The organism is Flavobacterium sp. YJ01, from assembly GCF_029320955.1.
Taxonomy (GTDB): domain Bacteria; phylum Bacteroidota; class Bacteroidia; order Flavobacteriales; family Flavobacteriaceae; genus Flavobacterium.
The window spans coordinates 2,446,926-2,469,081 of the sequence record NZ_CP119757.1 but is presented as its reverse complement, the minus strand read 5'-3'; the positions used below and the strand labels follow the sequence as shown (position 1 = coordinate 2,469,081).

Here is a 22,156-nt window from a genome sequence, read left to right as displayed (position 1 = left end):
GCGCTTTGCTTATCAAAACTTACTGTTTTTTTCGAAGTAAAAGTAAAAGCCTTGACGGGCGTAAAAGTATTAATTATTTTTTTATTTATGCTAATAAAAAAGCCATAAATATTTTTTATGGCTTTAGAAAGTATTGATTTTAAGAATTTTAGTCAGTAGATTCTCTTTTTATAAGATGCGTTTCTATGACTTCTGTGGTGTAATTTTCGTTTTCTTCCTCTTCTTCTTCATGTTCAGCTTCTAGTCTTTCAATAAGCATTTTAGCGGCTTTATTTCCCATTTTTTCGCCACTCTGACTTACCGTTGTAATGCTTGGCGTAGAATATTTTGAAATAATTCCATCAGTAAATGCAATTACAGCTAAATCTTCGGGAACTTTTAATCCCATTTTAGATGCCGTTTTGATAATAGTCACGGCAAAAAGCTCATTTACAGCAAAAACCGCATCAAAAGCTCTATCGTGTAGTAATTGGCTAATGGTTATTTCGCAGGTATCTACATCTTCGATTTTAATGATTAAATCTTCGTTAAAAGGAATTCCGTTATCTAAAAGTGCTTTTTCATAACCGTCTGTTCTTAATTTTCCAACGCTCACATAATCAACAGTTGTTACTAAAGCGATTTTTTTTCTTCCATTATCAATCAAACTCTGAACCGCTTCATATGCAGCGGCTTTGTCATCAATAATCACTTTGTCGCATAAAATATCATTTGTTACACGATCAAACATGACAACTGGCATTCCCTGATTGATAACTTCTGTAATATGATGGAAATCGCCTTTGTACTGGGTTTCTTTAGAAAGAGACATGATAAAACCATCGATACTTCCATTGGCCAACATTTCCATATTTAGTACTTCTTTGTCAAAAGAATCGTCTGATAAACAGATAACTACGCTGTAACCGTGTTCATTCGCAACCTGTTCAATTCCGTTGATTACGGTAGAGAAAAAATAATGTACAATTTCGGGTATAATGATGCCAATACTCTTAGTTTTTCGGTTTTTTAAACTAAGGGCAATGTTGTTCGGTTTATAGTTGTAAAACTTTGCAAAAGCCTGAACTTTTTCTCTAGTTTCTTCTCCAATTTCGAGGCTGTTTCTAAGTGATTTTGAGACAGTTGAAATAGATACGTCTAGTTCCTTTGCAATCTGTTTTAGAGTTATTTTGCGTTTCATGTGAATAGTTGAAAAAAATCTAATTAATAATAAAGGTATCTGAAATTTTTATAATTGACAATTTTCATGCGAAAAGATTACAAAATATAGAAAGTTTTCAACACTACCACGTTTTCGTAAAGCAATAAAAATTGTCATTCGTCGAGCATGTTAATAAATTCATAATTTTGAAATTCGAAGTAAAATTAAAAACTTAACTAACGTTCACAAACTCAAACTAATTTAAACAAAAAGTATGAAAACAATTTACAAAAAGTTGTTATTTTTATTCCTTCTGCTTCCGTTTACTGTGTTAGCTCAAAACACATTAAGTGGAACAGTAACTGATCTTGCCACAGGTCAGCCAATACCAGGAGTAAATGTAAATGTACAAGGTGCCCCAGGAGGTACATCTACTGATTTTGATGGTAAATTTCAATTGCCTAATCTAAAAAATGGAGACAAAATTTTGGTTTCGTTTATTGGATACAAAACATCGACTATAGTATTTAATGGTCAAAAAACCTTAGCCGTATCTTTAGAAGAGGATACAAATCAATTGCAAGAAGTAGTTGTTCAGGTAGGTTATGGTACTGTTAAGAAAAAAGATGCAACTGGTTCGGTTTCTCAAATTTCTGCAAAAGAATTTAACAAAGGTATTAACGTGACTCCTGAAAGTTTAATTGGAGGACGTATTGCTGGTGTAAATGTTGTAGGTGGAGGAGCTCCAGGAGCAAAAGCAGATATTAGAATTCGTGGAGGATCTTCATTAAGTGCATCAAACGATCCATTGATTATCTTAGACGGACTTCCTTTAAGTAATGCTGTTCCAAGCGGTGCTACAAGTATTTTATCTACAATTGATCCGAACGATATTGAGTCTTTTACAGTTCTTAAAGATGCCTCTGCAGCAGCAATTTATGGTTCTCGTGCAGCAAATGGTGTAATTGTAATTACGACTAAAAAAGGAACTAAAGGTGGTGTAAAAGTTAATTTCAGTTCTCAAGTTGGTATTAACACAATCGCTAACAAAGTTGATGTCTTAAGCGCAGATCAATTCCGTGCTTTCGTAAACGAAAAAGGAACTGACGCTCAAAAAGCATTAATGGGTACTGCAAGTACAAATTGGCAGAATGAAATTTTCAATACTGCTCTTACAACCAACAATAATATCTCTGTAAGCGGTGCTTTATTTAATAAATTACCAGTACGTTTATCTGTTGGAAATGTTGATAATCCTGGAATCTTAAGAAACACTTCTTTTGAAAGAACTACGACATCGATATCGTTAAATCCAGTATTATTTGATAATCACTTAAAAATTGATATTAGCGGAAACTTATCTTTCAGTAAAAATCAATTTCAAGATGAAGATGCTGTTATTGGATCAGCAATCAGTTTTGATCCTACTCAATCACCTTACCAGGCAGGTTCTCGTTACGGAGGTTATTTTGAATGGTTAGAGCCAAATGGAAACTTAGCTTTATTACCTGCTAAAAACCCAGTTGCAAGATTAAACCAAGAAGATAAAAGATCTAAATCTACTAGAAAATGGGGTAATATTAGTGTAGACTATAAATTCCATTTCTTCGAAGATTTGAGAGTTGTTGCTGAAGCTGGTATTGACAGATTTGACAGCAGCGGTTATAATAGACAAAGTACGCAAAGTGCTTTAGGATATCAGCCAAGCCCTTTCAGTTCTGGAACTTGGGTAAATTTAGGAAACTATGATACTTATACTGATGACCTTCAAAATAAAAATTTAAACACCTATTTTGTTTACACTAAAAGTTTAGGAAAACTTAAATTGGATGCTACTGCGGGTTACAATTATCAGTTGTTCCAAAAAGAAAAATACCAATCAGGAGCACTTACTCAGCCTGTTGAAACTAGAAACGAAGACGTTATTACTGATCCAGACATCAATTTGCAATCGTTCTTTGGACGTTTAAATTTAGGTTGGGATAGTAGATATTTATTGACTTTAAACTATAGAAGAGACGGAACTTCTCGTTTTTCTGAAGAAAACAGATGGGGTAATTTTATGGGAGGTGCCTTTGCGTGGAATATCGCTGAAGAATCTTTCTTAAAAGATAATGAAACACTTTCTAGTTTAAAATTAAGAGTTGGTTACGGTACAACTGGACAGCAAGATATTTCTGCTCAGTATGATTATTTGCGAAGAGTAACGCTTGGAACAATTAATACACAATACGTTTTTGGTGGTGTTATTTACTCAGCTGCTAGACCAGAAGGATACAACCAAAATATTAAATGGGAAGAATTAGCAGAGATGAATGTAGGGGTTGACTTTGGATTCTTACATGATAGAATTACAGGTACTATTAACTACTTTGATAAAAAATCATCTGATTTATTAGCGGACGTATTAGTTCCGGATGGAGCTAACTTAAGAAACCAAGGATTTAATAATATTGGTAATTTAAGAACAAAAGGTCTTGAGTTTAGCTTGCAATCTGATGTTGTTAAAAATGATAACTTAACTTGGAATGTTGCTGTTAATGCTACTTACCTAGATCAAAAAATTGAAAACTTAGGTCAGACAGTTCCTGGTTTTGAAGGTTATACTGTAGGAGATAATATTAAAGGTGGAAATGGAAATAAAATTCTAATTAACACAGTTGGTTTTGCTCCAAACTCATTCTTTGTATACGAGCAGTTATATGATGCTAATAAAAAACCAATTGCTGGAGCTTATGTAGATAGAAATGGCGATGGTAAAATTGACGATGCAGATCGTTACAGATATAAAAAACCAACAGCAGATTACACTTTTGGACTTTTCTCTACTTTAAACTATAAAAAGTTTGATTTTACAATGAACTGGAGAGCAAGTCTAGGAAATTACATTTTTGATAACGTAAATTCTAACATGGGATATTCAGATGCTGCTTTAAGAAGACAAACAGACTTATCTAACGTGAGTTCAGATTATTTAAATACTGGATTTACTTTTGAGGATAATGGAACACAACGTTATTTATCTAATTATTATGTAAAAGATGCTTCTTTCATCAAATTAGACAACGTAACTCTAGGATACACTTTAGATAAATCTTTATTAAAAGATGTTTCTTTAAGATTCTCTGCGGGTGTTCAAAATGTTTTTGTACTTACAAAATATGATGGATTAGATCCAGAGAAATTCAACGGAATTGATGGTAACGTTTATCCAAGAGCAAGAACTTACTTGTTTGGAGTAAATGCGAGTTTCTAATTAGTACATTGAAAAAACAATTTTTAAAACATACAAAATGAAAATATCATTTAAATATATATCTTATTTCTTCCTATTTATTTTAGGGATAAGTATGACGCTTACTTCGTGTACTGACGATTTAAACGTTACACCAAAAGATGATGATGAGTTTCTTTCTGAAACTTTCTTTCAGGATCCAAAATCTTATAAAGAAGTATTGGCAAAATTATATGCTGGACTTTATGTAGGAGGTAATGATGGTGATGGACAAGCAGATATTGCAGGACTAAGTGGGGATTTTAGCAGTTACTTACGTTTGCTTTTTGTAACTCAGGAATTTAGTACAGACGAGGCAGTTATTGCTTGGGCTGATGGTACTTTACCAACATTAAATACGCAGACTTGGTCACCAGCAAATGAGTTTTTATATGGAACTTATTCAAGAGCATTTTACCATATTAGCGTTGCTAATGAGTTCTTAAGACAAACTACTGAGGAAAAATTGAACGAAAGAGGCGTTGATGCTAATTTAAAAGCTGAAATTGCAACTTTTAGAGCAGAAGCACGTTTTTTAAGAGCTTTTTCTTATGTAAATTTAATGGATTTGTTTGGTAATGTGCCTATTACTACTGAAGCAGATCCTGTTGGATTCTTTTATCCTGTGCAGAAATCAAGAGCAGAAGTTTTTGCTTTTGTAGAATCTGAATTGAAAGATTTGGATAATAGTCTTGCAGCTCCTAAAACAAATGAATATGGAAGAGTAGATAAAGTTGCTGCTAAATTTTTATTGGCTCAAATTTATTTAAACTCTAAAGTATACACAGGAACTGAGAGAAATAATGAAGCAGCTACTTTAGCTAGCGAGGTTATTAATTCTGGATATACTTTTGCTAACATTCCTTATCGTAATTTATTCTCTGCGGATAACAATACAAATGGAGCTCAGAATGAATTTATTTTTCCAATTATTAGTGATGGAAATGCAATTAGAGCAACAGGTGGAGGAATGAGTTTTATTCTTCATGCTTCTATCGGAGGTAGTATGGATAGTGCTGCACAAGGTATGGATGGTGGATGGTTTGGTATTAGAACCCGTAAAGAGTTTGTAGCTAATTTTGGTACGCCAACTAGTTCATTTGATTTCTATCAGACAAAAGGTAAAAATTTAACAAACAATACGGGAATTTTAGTTAATAAAGATGGTTTGGCTTTTGACTCAAGCGACAGAAACGAAAGAGATTCTGGTTATAATGCTAGCAATACTTATTTATTTAATCTTGTAACAGGTAAAATTACTTTAAATGGAGTTGAAGTTGCTGCTCCTACTGCATTTACAAACGCTCCAGTATCTTTAGGAAAACAACAAGTTTGGGTAGACAAAAGATTATATGCTTATACTCCAGGACAGGCATTAGACATTACTAATACTTCGACTTTTACAGACGGGTATGCAATTACAAAGTTTACAAATGTAAAATCAAATGGAACTGCTGCTCAAAGAACAGATATTCCAGATACAGATTTTCCGATGTTTAGAGTTTCTGATGCTTACTTAATGTATGCTGAAGCGACTGTAAGAGGAGCTTCAACAGGAAATTTAGGAACAGCTTTAGGTTACATCAATCAAATTAGAACTAGAGCAAATGCTCCGACAGTTTCAACAGCAGATTTAACTTTAGACTTTATTTTGGCTGAAAGAGGTAGAGAATTATATTGGGAATGTCATAGAAGAACAGATTTAATTCGTTTTGGAAAATTCACAGGGGGAGATAAGATTTGGCAATGGAAAGGTGGTGTTCAAAGCGGAACTGCTACAGCTTCATTTAGAGATCTTATGCCAATACCAGCTAAAACGATTCAGGCAAACCCGACATTGAAGCAAAACCCTGGATACTAACATCTAATAAACTGTAAAATGAAAAATATATATAAAATTCTAATCGCATTTGTTGGTGTGTTAGCAGTGTCATGTAACGCGGATGCTGTTGATGAAAGACCAATTTTAGATGCAGTCGCAGCACCAGAAATTACCGCCCCGACAACTGGTCAGACTTATGTTTTAAATGTTGATAAAGCATCAGATGTAGCTGCTAAATTTACTTGGTCGGCTGCAGATTATTCTACAGATGTTGTAGTAAAATATACGCTTTTAATAGATAAAAAAGGTGGTGATTTTTCAGCAGCGAAAACGCTTGCAACTACAACTAGTATTACAGAAGCTTCAATACTTGTTAAGGATTTAAATCAGGCAGCTATTGATCTTGGAGGAAAACCAGAAGTTGCGGCAATGTATGATGTGAAAATAACATCAAATGTCGCTGGTTCTTTTTCTCAAGCTGGAAAAAGTTTAATAACAATTAGTGTTACTCCGTTTTTAGGAAGAGTTACCTATGAGTTTACGGATTGGTATTTAATTGGAGCAGCTGTAGCTGGAGGATGGGACAATAATGTCGATACAAAACATCAGCCAATGTTTAGAGATGGCAAAGAAGCAAATAAATATAAGTTTGTTGGGTATTTTAAAGCAGGTAACTTTAAGCTGATTTCTGTAAAAGGAAGCTGGGCTTCTCAATTAGGTAGAGCAGATGGTACTTCAATCGAAATTAAAGATAATGCTGGTGAATTTACAATTCCTGCTGATGGATATTATACTTTCGACTTTGACACAACATCTTTAAAATATACTTTAAAAGCTTACACTGATGCGGCTGCTATAGCAAAAACGTATACCACTGTTGGTATAATTGGAAGCAGTACAGCTGGAGGTTGGGATTCTTCAACTAAATTAGATCAATCAGCATTTGATAAACATACTTACTCAAAAGGTGTTACAGATTTGAATGATGGAGAAGCGAAGTTTAGAGCTAATGATTCTTGGGATGTTTCTTGGGGTGGAACTACTGCTTTTTCTGGAGGAGGAAACGGTGAAAACATACCGGTAGCAAAATCAAAATATGTTATTTATTTCAATGATTTAGACGGAAGTTACTTAATGATTCCTAATCAATAAAAAACTTCAGTTAATAACTGAAAAAGGGCTATCTCGAGATAGCCCTTTTTTAATCAATCTAACTATTTAGCTAACCACTATTATTATGAAAAGAATTTTACTATTAACATTTTTATTGTTGTCGTTGATTGCTTCTGCCCAAGTGCAGACAGTCACCTACTCCATAAATCCGGCAACATTTGAAGACACTACACCAATAACGATTACAATAAATGGGAGCAGTGTTAATGAAACTTCATGGGGAATTAGTACAACTCATGCATTATATCTTTGGTCATGGTCTTATGATGTAAACGATACAAATCAGGCAGATAGTCCTTCAAACGGATCTTGGACTGCATCAAACGAAGCAGCGAAATTTACGTATAATGCAGCAACAGATACCTATACCAAAACTATTACACCATCTGTTTATTTTAATAGAAATGGAATAGGAAGAATTGGTTTTCTAGTTAAAACTAAAGACGGAACTGGCGATAAAAAATCACAGGATATTGTTGTCGAAGTTGGTTCTTTCCAAGCTTCATTAACTTCGCCAGCAGAAAATAGCACTTCTATTATTGCTTCGGGTGCTAGTTTAAATATTACAGCAACCAATACAAATGGTGCGGCTAGTTATACTTTAAAGGCAAACGGAACAACAATTAACACCAATGCAAGCACTTCGAGTTACAACTATAATCATTTAAATATCACTGGAAATCAAAGTTATGAATTAACTGTAACTCAAGGAACAACTTCAATCGTGAAGAAATTTTCAGTTGTGGTAAATCCGAATACGGTTTCTCAAGCTATGCCTGCTGGTTTAGTAGACGGAATTAACTATAACGCGACAGATGCTACAAAAGCGACTTTGGTTTTAGATGCTCCGCTAAAAGATTTTGTTTACGTTGCAGGAAGTTTCAATAATTGGCAGCCAACATCGGCTTATGCCATGAAAAAAGATCCAACTTCAGGTAAATTCTGGTTAGAACTTACAGGTTTAGTTTCTGGCGCAAATAATACGTATCAATATTGGGTGGTAGATACTACACCGCTTGCAAATTCGCCTTCAATGGTAAAAACAGCAGATCCTTATTCTACTTTGGTTTTATCGCCTTATGATGATGCTGGAATTCCTAGTTCAAAATATCCAAATATGCCAGCTTATCCAACTGGACAAAATTTTGAAGTTACGGTTTTAAAAACAGGACAAACACCATATAATTGGCAGGTAACAAATTTTGTTAAACCTGAAAAAGAAAAGTTAGTTGTTTATGAGCTTTTGGTTCGCGATTTTGATGCTTCAAAAAGCTATCAAAGTTTGATTGACAGAATTGATTATTTTAAAAATCTTAAAATTAATGCGATTGAATTAATGCCGGTTATGGAATTTGAAGGCAATGAAAGCTGGGGTTATAATACTTCGTTTCATATGGCTTTAGATAAATTTTATGGAACTTCAGATAAATTAAAAGAGTTTATTGATTTATGCCATCAAAATGGAATTGCAGTTATTTTGGATGTTGCTTTAAATCATGCTTTTGGAAGAAATCCAATGGTAAGAATGTGGATGAATGATCCCGATGGAGACGGATTTGGATCGCCAACAGTAGAGAATCCATATTTTAATACAGTTGCAAAACACAGTTATAATGTAGGAGAAGATTTTAATCATCAGTCCTTAAAGACACAATATTATGTAGAACGTGTTGTTAAACAATGGATTCAGGAATATAAAATTGATGGTTTCCGCTGGGATTTAACTAAAGGATTTACACAAAATTGTACAGCGTCTGATAATTCATGTACAGATTCCTATCAGCAAGATAGAGTTGATGTTCTGAAAAAATATGCAGATTATTCGTGGAGTTTAGATCCAACACATTATACCATTTTTGAACATTTAGGAACGGATGCCGAAGAAAAAGAATGGGCGAATTACAAAGTTTCTGAAACGCCAAGCAAAGGAATTATGATGTGGGGTAAAATGACAAATCAGTACAATCAATTATCTATGGGATATGCTAGTGATAGTAATATTTCTAGAATGTTAAGTTCAAATCGCGGCTTTACAGCAAATCGTTTAATGGGATATGCCGAAAGTCATGACGAAGAGCGTTTGATGTACAAAAATGTGCAATACGGAGCTGTAAACGGAACTTATAATGTAAAAACATTAAATACAGCTTTGTCAAGAATGTCTGCAATTGGAGCAGTTTCTTTGCTGGTTCCAGGGCCAAAAATGATTTGGCATTTAGGAGAATTGGGCTGGGAAAGTTCGATTTTTACCTGTAATGACAATACAGTGAATACAGATTCAGATGCTATTGGAGGAGATTGTAAATTAGATACTAAACCGCAACCTCAATGGGTAAATAATTGGTTAGGAAATTCAAATCGTAATAAGATTTACAACGATTGGGCAAAAATGATTACGCTAAAAACTGCAGAGCCTGTATTTTTAGGAACTGCTACAATGACAAATGCGAATTCTTTAAATGTAAATATTAAAATAACAAACGCGGCTTTAACTTCCACGCAATTAAAAGATGTCGTAATTCTTGCCAATTTTGATACTTCAGCACAAAATATAGCAACAGGTTTTCCATATTCAGGAACTTGGTATAATTTAATGGATAATACAACTATAAATGTTACAGATGTAAATGCTCCTATAAATCTGCCACCTGGCGAATACAGGATTTATGGAAATAAAACCGCAAATCTTGCTATAGGGGAATTTGAAAAAGGAAGTTCAGTCAATTTATATCCAAATCCGGTTTCAGATTATTTTACATTAAATACAGCTTTTACAAAAGTTCAGATTTATTCTGTTTCTGGACAATTAGTTAAAAGCTTTGTTTCTAATGGAAATGCTGATTTTCAATTTAGCGTAAGCGAATTACAAACAGGAATATATATAGTAAAAGCTTCTGATGAAAATAATAAAACTCAGGTAATGAAGTTTATAAAAAGATAAACCAGAAATAGGTTAAAGATTAGGTTAGGTTAGTAATGAAAAAGGGCTGTCTGGAAACGGACAGCCTTTTTTTGGTTTTTAGGTTTGGGGTATTTTTTTGTTTATTTCTTTTTATCGCTGTATTCTCCAATTAGAGAATAATACCCAAATGTTCCTAGTCCCATAGTGATTAGAGGAGTTAGAATAAAAAGAATAATGGCTCCAAATACTAAATCATCTTGCTGATCTGAAAGAAGTTTTGGCAAACCAAATTCAAACACACAGAAATAAGCAGCTGCCGCCGCCAAAGCAATCCATAACGCCCCTAAAACTTGTTTGATCCCATTCATTTTTTTAAATTTTAAAGGTGAGTAATTTTGTTTTTGTTGTCAATATATATCATTCCGATTACAAAGCAGATTCCTGCAATTATTATCGGATACCATAATCCATCAAGATAAAAATCGGTTTTTCCGTTTGCCTTGGCATGCGTCACAAAATAAGTGGAAATTGCAGGAAGCAATCCGCCAAAAATTCCGTTTCCAACATGATATGGAAGCGACATCGAAGTATATCTAATTTTAGTTGGAAACATTTCGACTAAAAACGCTGCAATTGGACCATAAACCATCGTTACAAAAAGCACTTGAATAAAAACTAAGAAAATTAAAGTCCATTTATCACTTGAATTTATTGTTACAGAAATGCTACTTTGCACTTCTTTTTTATCCATGTACGATTTTTTTTGAATGCTGGATGTGCCATCAGTGTATTTTTTTTCAGTTATGATAATTGAAGTCTGATTGTCTTTGTTTTCAGTAGTTTGTTTTTGAGATTCAACGATTTCAGTTTTTTTAGTAATGTCGGTTGTCTCATACATTGACTTATATATAGGTCTGTATGATAATATGGCAATTAGCATTCCGAACATCATAATATATTTACGACCAATTTTGTCGCTCAGCCATCCAAAAACAATAAAAAATGGTGTTCCAATTAAAAGGGCAATTCCGAGTAATTCATCGACTTGGGAAGAATCGACATTCATTACTGTTTTCATAAAGCTCATTGCGTAAAACTGACCCGTATACCATACAACGCCTTGTCCCATTGTAGCTCCAAATAACGCTAACAAAACAAACTTTAAATTGTATCTATTTCCGAAACTCTCTTTTAATGGATTAGCACTTGTTGTTCCTTCTTTTTTAGCTTTTGCAAAAACTGGAGACTCGTCCATGTTTTTACGGATAAGATAAGACACGCCAACCATTACAACAGAAACCCAAAAAGGAACACGCCATCCCCATAAATCAAAATCTTCTGCAGAAAGTATATTTTTGGTTGCCAGAATGACCATTAAAGAAATAAATAAACCAACAGTGGCAGTAGTCTGAATCCAAGAAGTCCAATATCCTTTTTCACCGGCTGGAGCATGTTCAGCAACATAAGTGGCTGCTCCGCCGTATTCTCCTCCTAAAGCAAGTCCTTGTAATAATCTCAAAATTAAAACTAATAAAGGAGCTAGAAAACCTATGGTTTCATAACTCGGAATACAGCCAATTAAAAAAGTAGAACCTCCCATTAATAATAAGGTTGCCATAAAGGTATATTTACGGCCAATAATATCACCAAGTCTTCCGAAAAATAAAGCTCCAAAAGGGCGGACTACAAATCCGGCGGCAAAAGTCGCCAAAGTAGATAAAAATGCAGCGGTTGGATTGTCGCTTGGAAAGAATTTAGTCGAAATAACAACAGCAAGGCTGCCAAAAATATAAAAGTCGTACCATTCAATCATGGTGCCCATAGAAGAGGCTGAAATTACTTTCCAAATGCCCTTAGTAGAAGTTTTGCTCATAAAACTGCTTTGATATCTTGTTGATAAAAGAAAGATAAAATTATAGTTTTACGAATATATAAGATATTTTTTTATTCAGTTAATACTTTTTTAACAAAAACTATTTATTTGTTGACTTTTTAGTTTAACCGCAAAGACATAAAGAAAAAAACGCAAAGGTTCGCAAAGTTTTTTGAATTGGCTCCAGCTTCAGCTGGAGTTTGCATAAAAAGCAATCGGAATGGCTTTAGCCAAAAATGCATGATTTGGCTAAAGCCTTATTGTTCGTTTGTTAATAACTCCAGCTGAAGCTGGAGCCAATTCAAAAAATTAATACAAAAAATTAACTTAATGACATCATCCATGGCTATAGAGGTTGGAATTAAAAAACAGAAAAGTATAGAAAACAAAAAACCCGAATATTTCTATTCGGGTTTTGTGGTACCTCCAGGGATCGAACCAGGGACACATGGATTTTCAGTCCATTGCTCTACCATCTGAGCTAAGGTACCGTGCTTGTTTGTTGCGGGTGCAAATATATAATCATTTTTGGTTTGAGCAAAACATTTTTTAGAAAAAATCTATTCGTATCTTCGCAAAAGCAAAAAAGTAAATATGATTTTAACAGTTGATATCGGAAACACCAGAATTAAAGCAGCTGTATTTGAGGGGAATAATGCGCTTGAAAATTTTGTTTTTGACAAAAACGAGCTCGAAAAAAAAATCGAAAAAATTTTAAAAAAGTTTCCAAATTGCTCTGATTTGGTCGTAGCATCTGTAGGAAGTATAGAAAAACAAGCCTTTTTAACTTTCGAAAATCGGCTCAAAGTCCATTTTTTTACACACGAAGACGTATTTCCATTTCAGAATAAATATGCAACTCCTAAAACTTTAGGAATCGACCGAATGATTTTGGCAGGAGGAGCAACCTTGCAATTTCCAAAACAAAACAGACTTGTTATAGATGCTGGAACTTGCATAACCTACGATTTTATCGACGAAAACGACAATTATTTAGGAGGAGCAATCTCTCCTGGCCTACGTTTGCGATATGAATCTCTTCATAATTTCACGGCAAAACTGCCCTTACTGACTTTAGAAGCGCCCGATAATTATGTCGGTAACTCAACGCCACAGGCGATACATTCTGGTGTTGTCAACGGTTTCGTCTATGAGATTGACGGTTTTATCGATGAATATCGCAAGGAGTTTTCAAATTTTATCATAATTTTAACGGGAGGCGATGCAGAATTTTTGGCTAAACGATTAAAAAATACCATATTTGCCAATTCAAATTTCCTTCTAGAAAGTTTGAACCAAACATATCAATATAAAATCGACAATGATTAAAAAAGTAATAATAAGCGCTTGTTTGCTTATATCGTTCGTTTCATTCGCTCAACAAGGTACTGCTTCACCTTATTCTTTTTTCGGAATTGGTGATACAAGATTCAAGGGAACTCTTGAAAACAGATCTATGGCAGGTGTTGCTGTCGAGCAAGATACGATACATTTAAATATAGAAAACCCTGCAAGTTATGCTAGTTTAATACAAACTACTTTTACAGTTGGAGGAACTTTTGCTACTTCAAATTTAAAGACAAGTTCTCAATCTGAAAAAGCACAGCGCTCTACTTTTGATTATTTAGCTATAGGAATTCCGATGGGAAAATTTGGAGCTTCTTTTGGTTTAATACCAGTTTCGTCTGTAGGATATAAAATTTTGAATGATAATTCGGCAACAGAAGGCGCAGTTAGTTCGCAGCTCGACGGAAAAGGTGGTGTAAATAAAGTGTATTTCGGTTTGGCTTATAAAATTACAAAAGGCTGGAACATTGGAGCTGATGCACAATATAATTTTGGAAAAATTACAACAACAACGGTAGAAGGTATTTCAGGGGTTCAAAATAGTACTGCAGAAGTAAATACATCTGAATTGTCTGGAATGAATTTTAGCATAGGAACGATGTATCAGAAAAAAATATACAAAAAAATGAGTATTTTTTCTAGTTTAAGTTACTCATTTGGAGGTGATTTAAATTCTGATAACACAAGAGTAATTTCTGTACAAGGAGATCCAGATCCTTATGTTTATCCAGCAGATTCGAAAACATTAAAAATTCCGAGCAAATTAAGCATCGGTTTAGGGGTTGGAGAAGCAAGAAAATGGTTGATTGGTGCAAATATGGCTTTTCAAGAAACGGGACAGTTAGAGAATTACTACAATCAAGCTGATAATGTGAAGTATGAAAGTTATTCTAAATATTCAATTGGAGGTTACTATCTTCCTAATTATAACTCTTTTACGAGTTATATGAGCAGAATTACTTATAGAGCAGGTTTGAAATATGAAAAAGTTGGTCTGATAATTAATAACGAATCTATTAAAGATGTCGGAATGACTTTAGGAGCTGGAGTTCCAATTCCTGGATCATTTTCAAACGTGAATTTTGGAATTGAATTTGGTAAGCGTGGTACGGTTTCTTCTAATTTAGTACAAGAAAACTACGTGAATTTTAGTTTAAGTTTCTCTTTCAACGACAGATGGTTTGTTAAGAGCAAATTCCAATAAGAAACTGTTTTACCTTTTCTAAGCTCATTACAATTTACTACATTTGGCAAATGAATTTACCAAAGAGATATAGTCTGATAGTGGTCACAGTTATTGCTGTGACACTGTTTTTTGGGTGCGAAAGTAATTTTAAAGAAGTTCAAAAAATTAACTTCTCAGAGTTTGTTCCTGCAACCGATGCAGACAATGCCAATATTAAATACACAGACTCTGGGCGCATTACGGGTGTTTTAATTGCTCGTAAAATGCTAGATTATTCTAACCTAGATTTTCCGTTTACAGAATTTCCAAAAGGAATCGATGTAACTTTGTATGATAAAAAGCAAAAACGTACTTTTATAAAAGCGAATTATGCTATTTCGTATAAAAGCACACAAATTATCGATTTGATTGGAAAAGTGGTAATTACCTCAGAAGCAGGTCAGGTTTTAGAAACAGAACAGCTTTATTTTGATCAGAAAAACGAATGGTTTTACACCGAAAGAAAATTTAAGCTTACCGACACAAAAGGAGTTTCTTTTGGGCAGGGAATAGATTTTAGTAAAGATTTTAAAATAATTAATTCTCAGCGAGTAAACGGTGAATTTGAATCATCAGAAGAAAAAATATAAATTATGGGTTATTTAAAATATACACAATACATTTACATTATTATCGCACTTTTTTTTGCTTATGATGCTATAATGAAGTTAAATGAAGGCGATGAAAGTTATCCTTTTTATTTTGCAATTGCAGGGATGGCAACTTTTATGTTTTTCTTTAGAAGAAGATTTATCAATAAGCACAATAATCGTAACAAAAACCAGTAAAAATGGAAATTAGTATTATAATAATATGTTTAATACTAGCAGCCTTTTTCTCTGGAATGGAAATCGCTTTTATTTCCTCCAATAAAATTTACCTCGAAATAGAAAAGAAACAAGACGATTTCTTGTCGCGTATCTTAACTAAACTTACCAAAAACCCTTCAAAGTTTATTGCTGCAATGCTCATTGGCAACAATGTAGCTTTGGTGATTTACGGCTTTTTTATGGGTGATCTGATTCTGAATTGGATAATCCGTTTTGGTTTTGTATTCTCTGGTTGGTGGAATATTCTAATTCAGACTTTTCTTGCAGCATTTGTGGTTTTACTAACTTCAGAGTTTTTTCCGAAAGTATTTTTTCAGATTTATGCCAATTCGTTAATCAAGGTTTTGGCGCTTCCGGCATATTTATTTTACCGTCTGTTTTATTACATTTCGACTTTCTTTATTTGGATTGCAGATTTTGTATTGAGTAAATTTTTTAGAACAGAAGGAAATCAAATTCAATTATTTAGCAGAAGCGAATTGGGTAACTATATTACAGAACAAATGAGTTCGGTTGAAGAAGATGAAGAGGTGGATTCTGAAATTCAGATTTTTCAGAATGCATTAGAGTTTTCTGCTGTAAAAGCGCGTGATATCATGACGCCAAGAACAGAAATCGTAGACATGGATTTGTTTGATTCTGTAGACGATCTCAAAAAAATGTTTATTGAAACAGGATATTCTAAAATAATTATAAGCCAAAATTCTCTAGACGATATTGTCGGTTATGTGCATTCATTTGACTTGTTTAAAAAGCCTACAACAATCAAATCTGTTTTAATGACAGTAGAGTTTGTTCCAGAAACGATATTGATTAAAGATGTTCTGAATTTGCTTATAAAAAAACGAAAGAACGTTGCAGTCGTATTAGATGAATACGGAGGAACTTCTGGAATTATGACCATCGAAGATATTGTAGAAGAGCTTTTTGGAGAAATTGAAGATGAACATGATTTAGACGAAGAATTGGTGGAAGAGCAAATAGGAGAGGGCAAATATCTGTTTTCAACCCGTTTAGATGTAGAGTATCTTAACGAAACCTATAAATTGATGATTCCCGAAGAAGACTCTTACGGAACTTTAGGAGGTTTTATTGTGAATCACACGAAAGAAATACCCCAAAAAGGAGATAAAATTGTAATAGATAAGTATCATTTTTTTATAAAAGAAGCCTCAAATAAGAAAATTGAACTAGTCAAATTAACAATTAAAGAGTGATTTTTTAAATTAATGAAAAAAAATGTTGAAAATAAAACGCTAGTTGTATTGTTATTAACTAGATAATTGTATTTTCGCAAACTGAATATAAAATTAACGATAATAAAATGGCAGTTTTAGCAAAAATTAGACAGCGTTCCGCTTTATTGATAGGGGTTATTGCACTTGCATTATTTGCATTTATAATACAAGACTTAATCGGTAAAGGAACATTTAGTCAAAGTTCAAAAGATGTAGGAAGCATCGACGGAAAAGATATTTCATTTGAAGACTTTAGGATTAAAGTTAGTAATCTTGAAAAAAGTGGGCAAGGTATTACTTCCACTGAAGCTGCAAACAGAGTTTGGGATCAAGAAGTTTCAATCGCTTTATTGTCATCACAATTTGAAAAATTAGGATTGAGAGTAGGTGAAAAACACTTATTAGAGGTTTTAAAATCAGATCCAAATATTGGTAAAAACCCAATGTTCTTAAATGCAGCTGGAATTTTTGATGTAGTTAAATTTAAAGATTACTTCAAAGCAAATCCAGAAGCAGCACAATTTATAGCTGAAAAAGAAAAAGATGCAGAATTGAATGCAAAATTCCAAATCTATAATACTTTAATAAAATCAGGACTTTACACAACTGCTAGTGAAGGAAAATTAAAGTATGAAATGGAAGCAAACAAAGTAAGTTTTGCTTTTGCTGCAGCTCCATATTCTTCTATTAAAGATAGTGAAGTTAAAATCTCTGACTCAGAGATTGTTGACTACATGAAGAAAAATGAGAAAAAATTCAAAGCAGACGCAACTCGCGAAATTCAATATGTTTTAGTTGAAGACAAACCTTCTAAAGAAGATGAGGCTGAAATTAAAGGTAAATTAAATGCATTATTATCTGGAAGTGTTGTTTACAATGCTAAAACTGGTAAAAATGATACATTGCCTGGATTTAAAAATGCTACAAACGTTGCTGAATTTGTAAATGCAAATTCTGATGTTCCTTACGATTCTACTTATGTTCCTAAAAATGCTTTACCAGCAATTGATGCTGATAAATTATTCAGCTTGCCAGCTGGAGCAATCTACGGACCATATGTTTACGGAAAATACTATGCTATTTCTAAATCTTTAGGATTTAAAGCTGGAGTTAATGCAAAAGCAAGTCATATCTTAATTGGTTATGAAGGATCTCAAACGCCAAACCAAAAAGAAAAAAGAACTAAAGAAGAAGCTAAAGCTAAAGCTGAAGAAATTTTAGCTCAAGTACAAGCTAATCCAGATAGTTTTATGATGTTGGCTTTTACAAGTTCTGATGATTCATCTGCACAACAAGGTGGTGATTTAGGATATTTTGGTCCAAACCAAATGGTAAAACCATTTAATGATTTTGTATTCAGTAACGGAATTGGTAAAGTTGGTTTAGTAGAAACTCCTTTCGGATTTCACGTAATCAAAATTACAGATAAACAAGACGGAATTCGTTTAGCTACAATCGCTCAAAAAATCGAGCCTTCTGAAGCTACTTCAGATAAAGTATTTACATTAGCTACTAAATTTGAAATGGATGCTGCAAGCAAAGATTTTAATGCTGCTGCTAAAGAATTAGGTTTAAAAGTTGCTGCGCCAGTTGATGCTAAAGCTATGGACGAAGCGTTTGGGCCATTAGGAAACCAACGTAACATCATAAGATGGGCATTTGATAAAGAAACAAGTACTGGTGATGTTAAACGTTTTGAAATTGCAAATATCGGACACGTAATTGCACAATATAAAGGCGAAAACAAATCAGGTTTAGTATCTGTTACAATGGCAAGACCTTATGTTGAGCCAATCTTGAAAAACAAGAAAAAAGCAGAATTATTAAAAGCTAAAATGTCTGGTTCTAATCTTGATGCTATCGCAAAAGCTGTTGGAGTTGCTGTACAGCAAGCTGCAGACGTAACTTTAGATAATCCAGTTTTACCTGGAGGAGTTGGACAAGAGCCAAAAGTTGTTGGAAATGCATTTGCTTTAACAGCAAATAAAGTTTCTGCTCCAATTGAAGGAAATACTGGTGTATATGTTGTGAAAAACATTAAAACGGTTAAAGCTCCTGCAATTGCTAATCATGCTGCTTATGTTGAGAAAGTAAAAGCTCAAAGCGCAAATGATGCAACTAGAGTATTGCCAGCGTTGAAAAATAATGCTAAAATTGAAGACAACAGATTACAATTCAATTACTAAGAATTAATAATTCATCCTATAAAACCCGAAACTTTCATTGAAAGTTTCGGGTTTCTTTTTTTCGGAAATTATACAATTTCATTTTGTAATATTTTTTAGTTAATTTTTTGATACTCTGTAGGGAAAGTCGATATTTAATCTAAAAAATTTGTGATATTCAAATTATTACAGTTAATTTGTTCGATTTTTTTGTTTAACGGGATTTTTCAGTGTAAAATAATCGACGAAATACATTACTAACGGATTGCTTTAATAATCAGCTATTTGAATGTTTACTACTTTTAATTTTTTTAGAAAGAAGCCAAGGGTATATACCAAAATAGAAAGTCATATCTATGGTATTATTATAGAGCTTTTGAAAGTGAGCAGCACCGACATCAATGTTGATGAGTTGGGTGGAAAATATTATTTGAGCAACGAGGAACAGCATTTTAAGGTGACAATCTTGAGCAATGATTATGTGATTAGATTAACGAATACACATGATTCTGTCGCAGAAAAATATGACAAGGTTTTTGTTGAAGATGTTTTAAAAGCTGTAAAAGAAGAAAAACACCGCAGAATGGAATTGGTTTACGATTCAATTACAAACAGTATTGAAAAAATGGCTGAACGTTTGCACAACAGACTTATAGAGTCAAATGAGCAAGATCAGACAGTGCGTCGTTTAGATGTAAAACCTGTGAAAAAGAAACGAGTGAATAACTTCTGATTTTCTTAATTTAAAATCATTTCGTCGTAGCTTAAAATTGTTTCGTAACCTTTTTTTGCGAAATATTCTTTTGGATTTTCATTAGAAACTACCATTACAAAATCACCTCCCCACGCGCCAAGACTTTTTATAACGCCATTAAAATCTGGAAAAACAGCTTCTTTTATAGTTTGCATTTCTAAAATATTGCTTAAATGAATTTCATGTTTTTGAACCGCTGAGGCAAACTCTTTTAATGTTTTGGCGTTTAAGATGGCATGAGTAATTTTATTATTCTGGACAACGCTTTGCGCTAAATGATTATTCTTGTGGTTGTTATAAGCATATATGGCAGATTTGCTGTTTTGTTTTTTATTTAAATAAACAAAATAAATATGCTCTTTAAAATCAGGATTAAATTCAACTTGTTCTACAAAATTATCTTTAACACGATACAACACTGGAGTGTCGTTTTGCGCGCAAGCAATATCGTAACCGCTTCCTCCAAAACTATTGTTTAGTAATGTAAAAGCATTAACTTCGGTCCATTGCGCAATGTTGTTGATCAATGTCGACGAAGTTCCTAATCCCCAATTTCTTGGAAAAGTTAAATGAGTACTTACTTTATAACCATTTGAATTATCTATGAATTTTGGATTTAAAATATAAGCCTCATGCAGAATATTTACGAGAGTTGATTTTACAGTATCAATTAATGCGTCGGAACCTTTTATAACTTCATCAAATGTTAGAGTTTCTTCGAACCATAAATGCTGGTTAGAATCATAACTTTTCCATTCAATTTCTTTGTTTTCAAGATCTTCAATTACTAAATCCTGACCAAATTTTGTTGGTAATGCAAAAGCTTCCGCGCCATCTAATACTAGATATTCTCCTGCAATAAAAAGTTTTCCGTTACTGTAAAAGGTATTTTTCATGCTTTATTTTTTAGCCCCGATAGCAGTGGAAATCCTTTTATGTCTCGTTTCTTTAACGAGACATAAAAGATTGCAACGGATAGCGGGATTAGCTCCAAATTATTTTCTTAAATTCTCAATAAATTCTACCACAGCACTATGAGAAACGGCTGTTTTTTTGAAGTGCGTTTTAATTAGATGACGCTCTTCTTCGGTAGCTTCAAATTGATTGATGATATTATTAAGGTGCATTTTCATATGTCCTTCCTGAATTCCGGTTGTAGTTAGAGAACGTAAAGCAGCAAAATTTTGCGCTAAACCTGCAACAGCCACAATTTCCATTAATTCTTGAGCCGATGGTTTTTCTAAAATTTCTAAACACAATTTTACCAAAGGATGCAAAGAAGTTAATCCGCCAACGGTTCCAAGTGCAAGCGGAATTTCAAGCCAAAACGTAAAAATTCCATCTTCAATTTTAGCGTGAGATAAACTCGCATATTGTCCATTTTTGGCCGCGTATGCGTGTACTCCCGCCTCTACAGCTCTAAAGTCATTTCCAGTTGCTAAAACCACAGCATCAACACCATTCATAATTCCTTTATTATGCGTTACGGCTCTAAAAGGTTCGACTTCTGCAATTTGCACCGCTTGTAAAAAACGCTCGGCAAATACGGTTGGATTTGGAATATGTTTTTCTGCTAATTCTTCGATAGGGCAAGAAACTTCCGCTCTAACTAAACAATTCGGAACATAATTTGACAAAATGCTCATTACAACTTCCAAAGTTTCTCCGTTTTGGCATAAATCAGAATTTTGAGCTTCTTCTTTTAAAGTTGAAGCAAATTGCTCTAAACAAGAATTTATGAAGTTTGCGCCCATACTATCTTTGGTTTCAAAAGTAGCATGAAGCTGATAGTAGTTTTCAAGTAAACTTCTTTTGTCTTTTAGTTTAATATCCAAAATACCGCCGCCACGCTGTTGCATGTTTTTGGTAATATTCTGGGTTTCAGAAAAGAATTTAGGTTTTATTTGATCGAAAAAAGTCTTTAGTTTTTCGGCATCGCCATTGTAATTGAAATGAACCTGACCAATTTTTTCGGTATTGATAATCGTTGTTTTAAAACCACCACGAGTAGACCAATATTTTGCTGCTTTTGAAGCCGCTGCAACCACAGAACTCTCTTCAATTGCCATCGGAATGGTTTTGTATTTTCCGTTGATTAAAAAGTTCGGAGCGACTCCAAGTGGGATATAGAGGTTTGTAATGGTGTTTTCGATAAATTCGTCATGCAATTGCTGAAGCTTTTCGTCTGAATTCCAGTAATTTCTTATAATATTTTTAGCCTCTTCAGGGTTTGAAAAATATTCATTTGCAATCCAATTAATTTTTTCTTTTTTGGATAATTTAGAAAATCCGGCAACAGCGTTGTTCATTCTCAGTATTTTAAATAATAATGTTGCCGCAAATATACCATTTTAAGAGATTTGTTTAAAATCTATTTTAAAAAGAGTAAGTACGCAATCGTTATTTTTTTTA

At 33.5% G+C, this 22,156-nt stretch carries 16 protein-coding genes and 1 tRNA gene; 11 read left to right on the top strand and 6 right to left on the bottom strand.

Annotated features, from left to right (window positions below):
- Positions 1 to 148: 148 nt before the first annotated feature.
- Positions 149 to 1,180, bottom strand: coding sequence for a LacI family DNA-binding transcriptional regulator (locus P0R33_RS10765; RefSeq protein ID WP_276175439.1), 1,032 nt, complete (start codon positions 1,178 to 1,180; stop codon positions 149 to 151).
- A 235-nt stretch (positions 1,181 to 1,415) separates the two neighbouring features.
- Here P0R33_RS10765 and P0R33_RS10760 point away from each other — a divergent pair, with 235 nt between their 5' ends.
- The 4 genes from P0R33_RS10760 to P0R33_RS10745 all read left to right on the top strand — a co-directional run bounded on the left by P0R33_RS10760 (position 1,416) and on the right by P0R33_RS10745 (position 10,351).
- Entirely contained in the window at positions 1,416 to 4,397 is a 2,982-nt protein-coding gene (locus P0R33_RS10760) for a TonB-dependent receptor (RefSeq protein ID WP_276175438.1), read from the top strand.
- Positions 4,398 to 4,434: 37 nt separating this feature from the next.
- Positions 4,435 to 6,276, top strand: a complete 1,842-nt coding sequence (locus P0R33_RS10755) for a RagB/SusD family nutrient uptake outer membrane protein (protein ID WP_276175437.1) — start codon at positions 4,435 to 4,437, stop codon at positions 6,274 to 6,276.
- Positions 6,277 to 6,294: 18 nt separating this feature from the next.
- A complete protein-coding gene (locus P0R33_RS10750) occupies positions 6,295 to 7,389 on the top strand; it encodes a SusE domain-containing protein (RefSeq protein WP_276175436.1) in 1,095 nt (364 codons plus the stop codon).
- Positions 7,390 to 7,474: 85 nt separating this feature from the next.
- Positions 7,475 to 10,351 carry an alpha-amylase family glycosyl hydrolase gene (locus P0R33_RS10745; RefSeq protein ID WP_276175435.1) on the top strand — a complete coding sequence of 959 codons (2,877 nt, stop codon included), beginning with the start codon at positions 7,475 to 7,477 and terminating at the stop codon, positions 10,349 to 10,351.
- Positions 10,352 to 10,452: 101 nt separating this feature from the next.
- Here P0R33_RS10745 and P0R33_RS10740 read toward each other — a convergent pair whose 3' ends face one another.
- The 3 genes from P0R33_RS10740 to P0R33_RS10730 all read right to left on the bottom strand — a co-directional run bounded on the left by P0R33_RS10740 (position 10,453) and on the right by P0R33_RS10730 (position 12,676).
- On the bottom strand, positions 10,453 to 10,680 hold the full coding sequence (locus P0R33_RS10740) for a DUF6814 family protein (protein WP_229353008.1): 228 nt from the start codon (positions 10,678 to 10,680) through the stop codon (positions 10,453 to 10,455).
- Between the two features lie 11 nt (positions 10,681 to 10,691).
- Entirely contained in the window at positions 10,692 to 12,185 is a 1,494-nt protein-coding gene (locus P0R33_RS10735; RefSeq protein ID WP_276175434.1) for an MFS transporter, read from the bottom strand.
- Between the two features lie 418 nt (positions 12,186 to 12,603).
- Positions 12,604 to 12,676: transfer RNA gene (locus P0R33_RS10730), tRNA-Phe, on the bottom strand.
- 103 nt (positions 12,677 to 12,779) lie between these two features.
- Between P0R33_RS10730 and P0R33_RS10725 the strand changes: the two genes are divergently transcribed.
- From P0R33_RS10725 to P0R33_RS10695, 7 genes are all read left to right on the top strand, one after another.
- Positions 12,780 to 13,514 (top strand): type III pantothenate kinase, encoded by a 735-nt coding sequence (locus tag P0R33_RS10725; protein ID WP_276175433.1) that lies wholly within the window; start codon positions 12,780 to 12,782, stop codon positions 13,512 to 13,514.
- Positions 13,507 to 14,736 carry a hypothetical protein gene (locus P0R33_RS10720; protein WP_276175432.1) on the top strand — a complete coding sequence of 410 codons (1,230 nt, stop codon included), beginning with the start codon at positions 13,507 to 13,509 and terminating at the stop codon, positions 14,734 to 14,736. The genes P0R33_RS10725 and P0R33_RS10720 overlap by 8 nt, the downstream gene beginning before the upstream one ends.
- Before the next feature lie 50 nt (positions 14,737 to 14,786).
- Positions 14,787 to 15,347 carry an LPS export ABC transporter periplasmic protein LptC gene (gene lptC, locus P0R33_RS10715; protein WP_276175431.1) on the top strand — a complete coding sequence of 187 codons (561 nt, stop codon included), beginning with the start codon at positions 14,787 to 14,789 and terminating at the stop codon, positions 15,345 to 15,347.
- A 3-nt stretch (positions 15,348 to 15,350) separates the two neighbouring features.
- Positions 15,351 to 15,545 carry a hypothetical protein gene (locus tag P0R33_RS10710; protein WP_276175430.1) on the top strand — a complete coding sequence of 65 codons (195 nt, stop codon included), beginning with the start codon at positions 15,351 to 15,353 and terminating at the stop codon, positions 15,543 to 15,545.
- A 2-nt stretch (positions 15,546 to 15,547) separates the two neighbouring features.
- Positions 15,548 to 16,804: a hemolysin family protein gene (locus P0R33_RS10705; protein WP_276175429.1), complete on the top strand. Its 1,257-nt coding sequence runs from the start codon at positions 15,548 to 15,550 to the stop codon at positions 16,802 to 16,804.
- Between the two features lie 107 nt (positions 16,805 to 16,911).
- Complete coding sequence (locus P0R33_RS10700) at positions 16,912 to 19,011, top strand: peptidylprolyl isomerase (RefSeq protein ID WP_276175428.1); 2,100 nt, start codon at positions 16,912 to 16,914, stop codon at positions 19,009 to 19,011.
- Positions 19,012 to 19,279: 268 nt separating this feature from the next.
- Entirely contained in the window at positions 19,280 to 19,723 is a 444-nt protein-coding gene (locus P0R33_RS10695) for a hypothetical protein (protein ID WP_276175427.1), read from the top strand.
- A 5-nt stretch (positions 19,724 to 19,728) separates the two neighbouring features.
- Here P0R33_RS10695 and P0R33_RS10690 read toward each other — a convergent pair whose 3' ends face one another.
- Positions 19,729 to 20,640 carry a GYDIA family GHMP kinase gene (locus tag P0R33_RS10690; RefSeq protein ID WP_276175426.1) on the bottom strand — a complete coding sequence of 304 codons (912 nt, stop codon included), beginning with the start codon at positions 20,638 to 20,640 and terminating at the stop codon, positions 19,729 to 19,731.
- 99 nt (positions 20,641 to 20,739) lie between these two features.
- Positions 20,740 to 22,053 (bottom strand): hydroxymethylglutaryl-CoA reductase, degradative, encoded by a 1,314-nt coding sequence (locus P0R33_RS10685; protein WP_276175425.1) that lies wholly within the window; start codon positions 22,051 to 22,053, stop codon positions 20,740 to 20,742.
- Between the last annotated feature and the right edge of the window lie 103 nt (positions 22,054 to 22,156).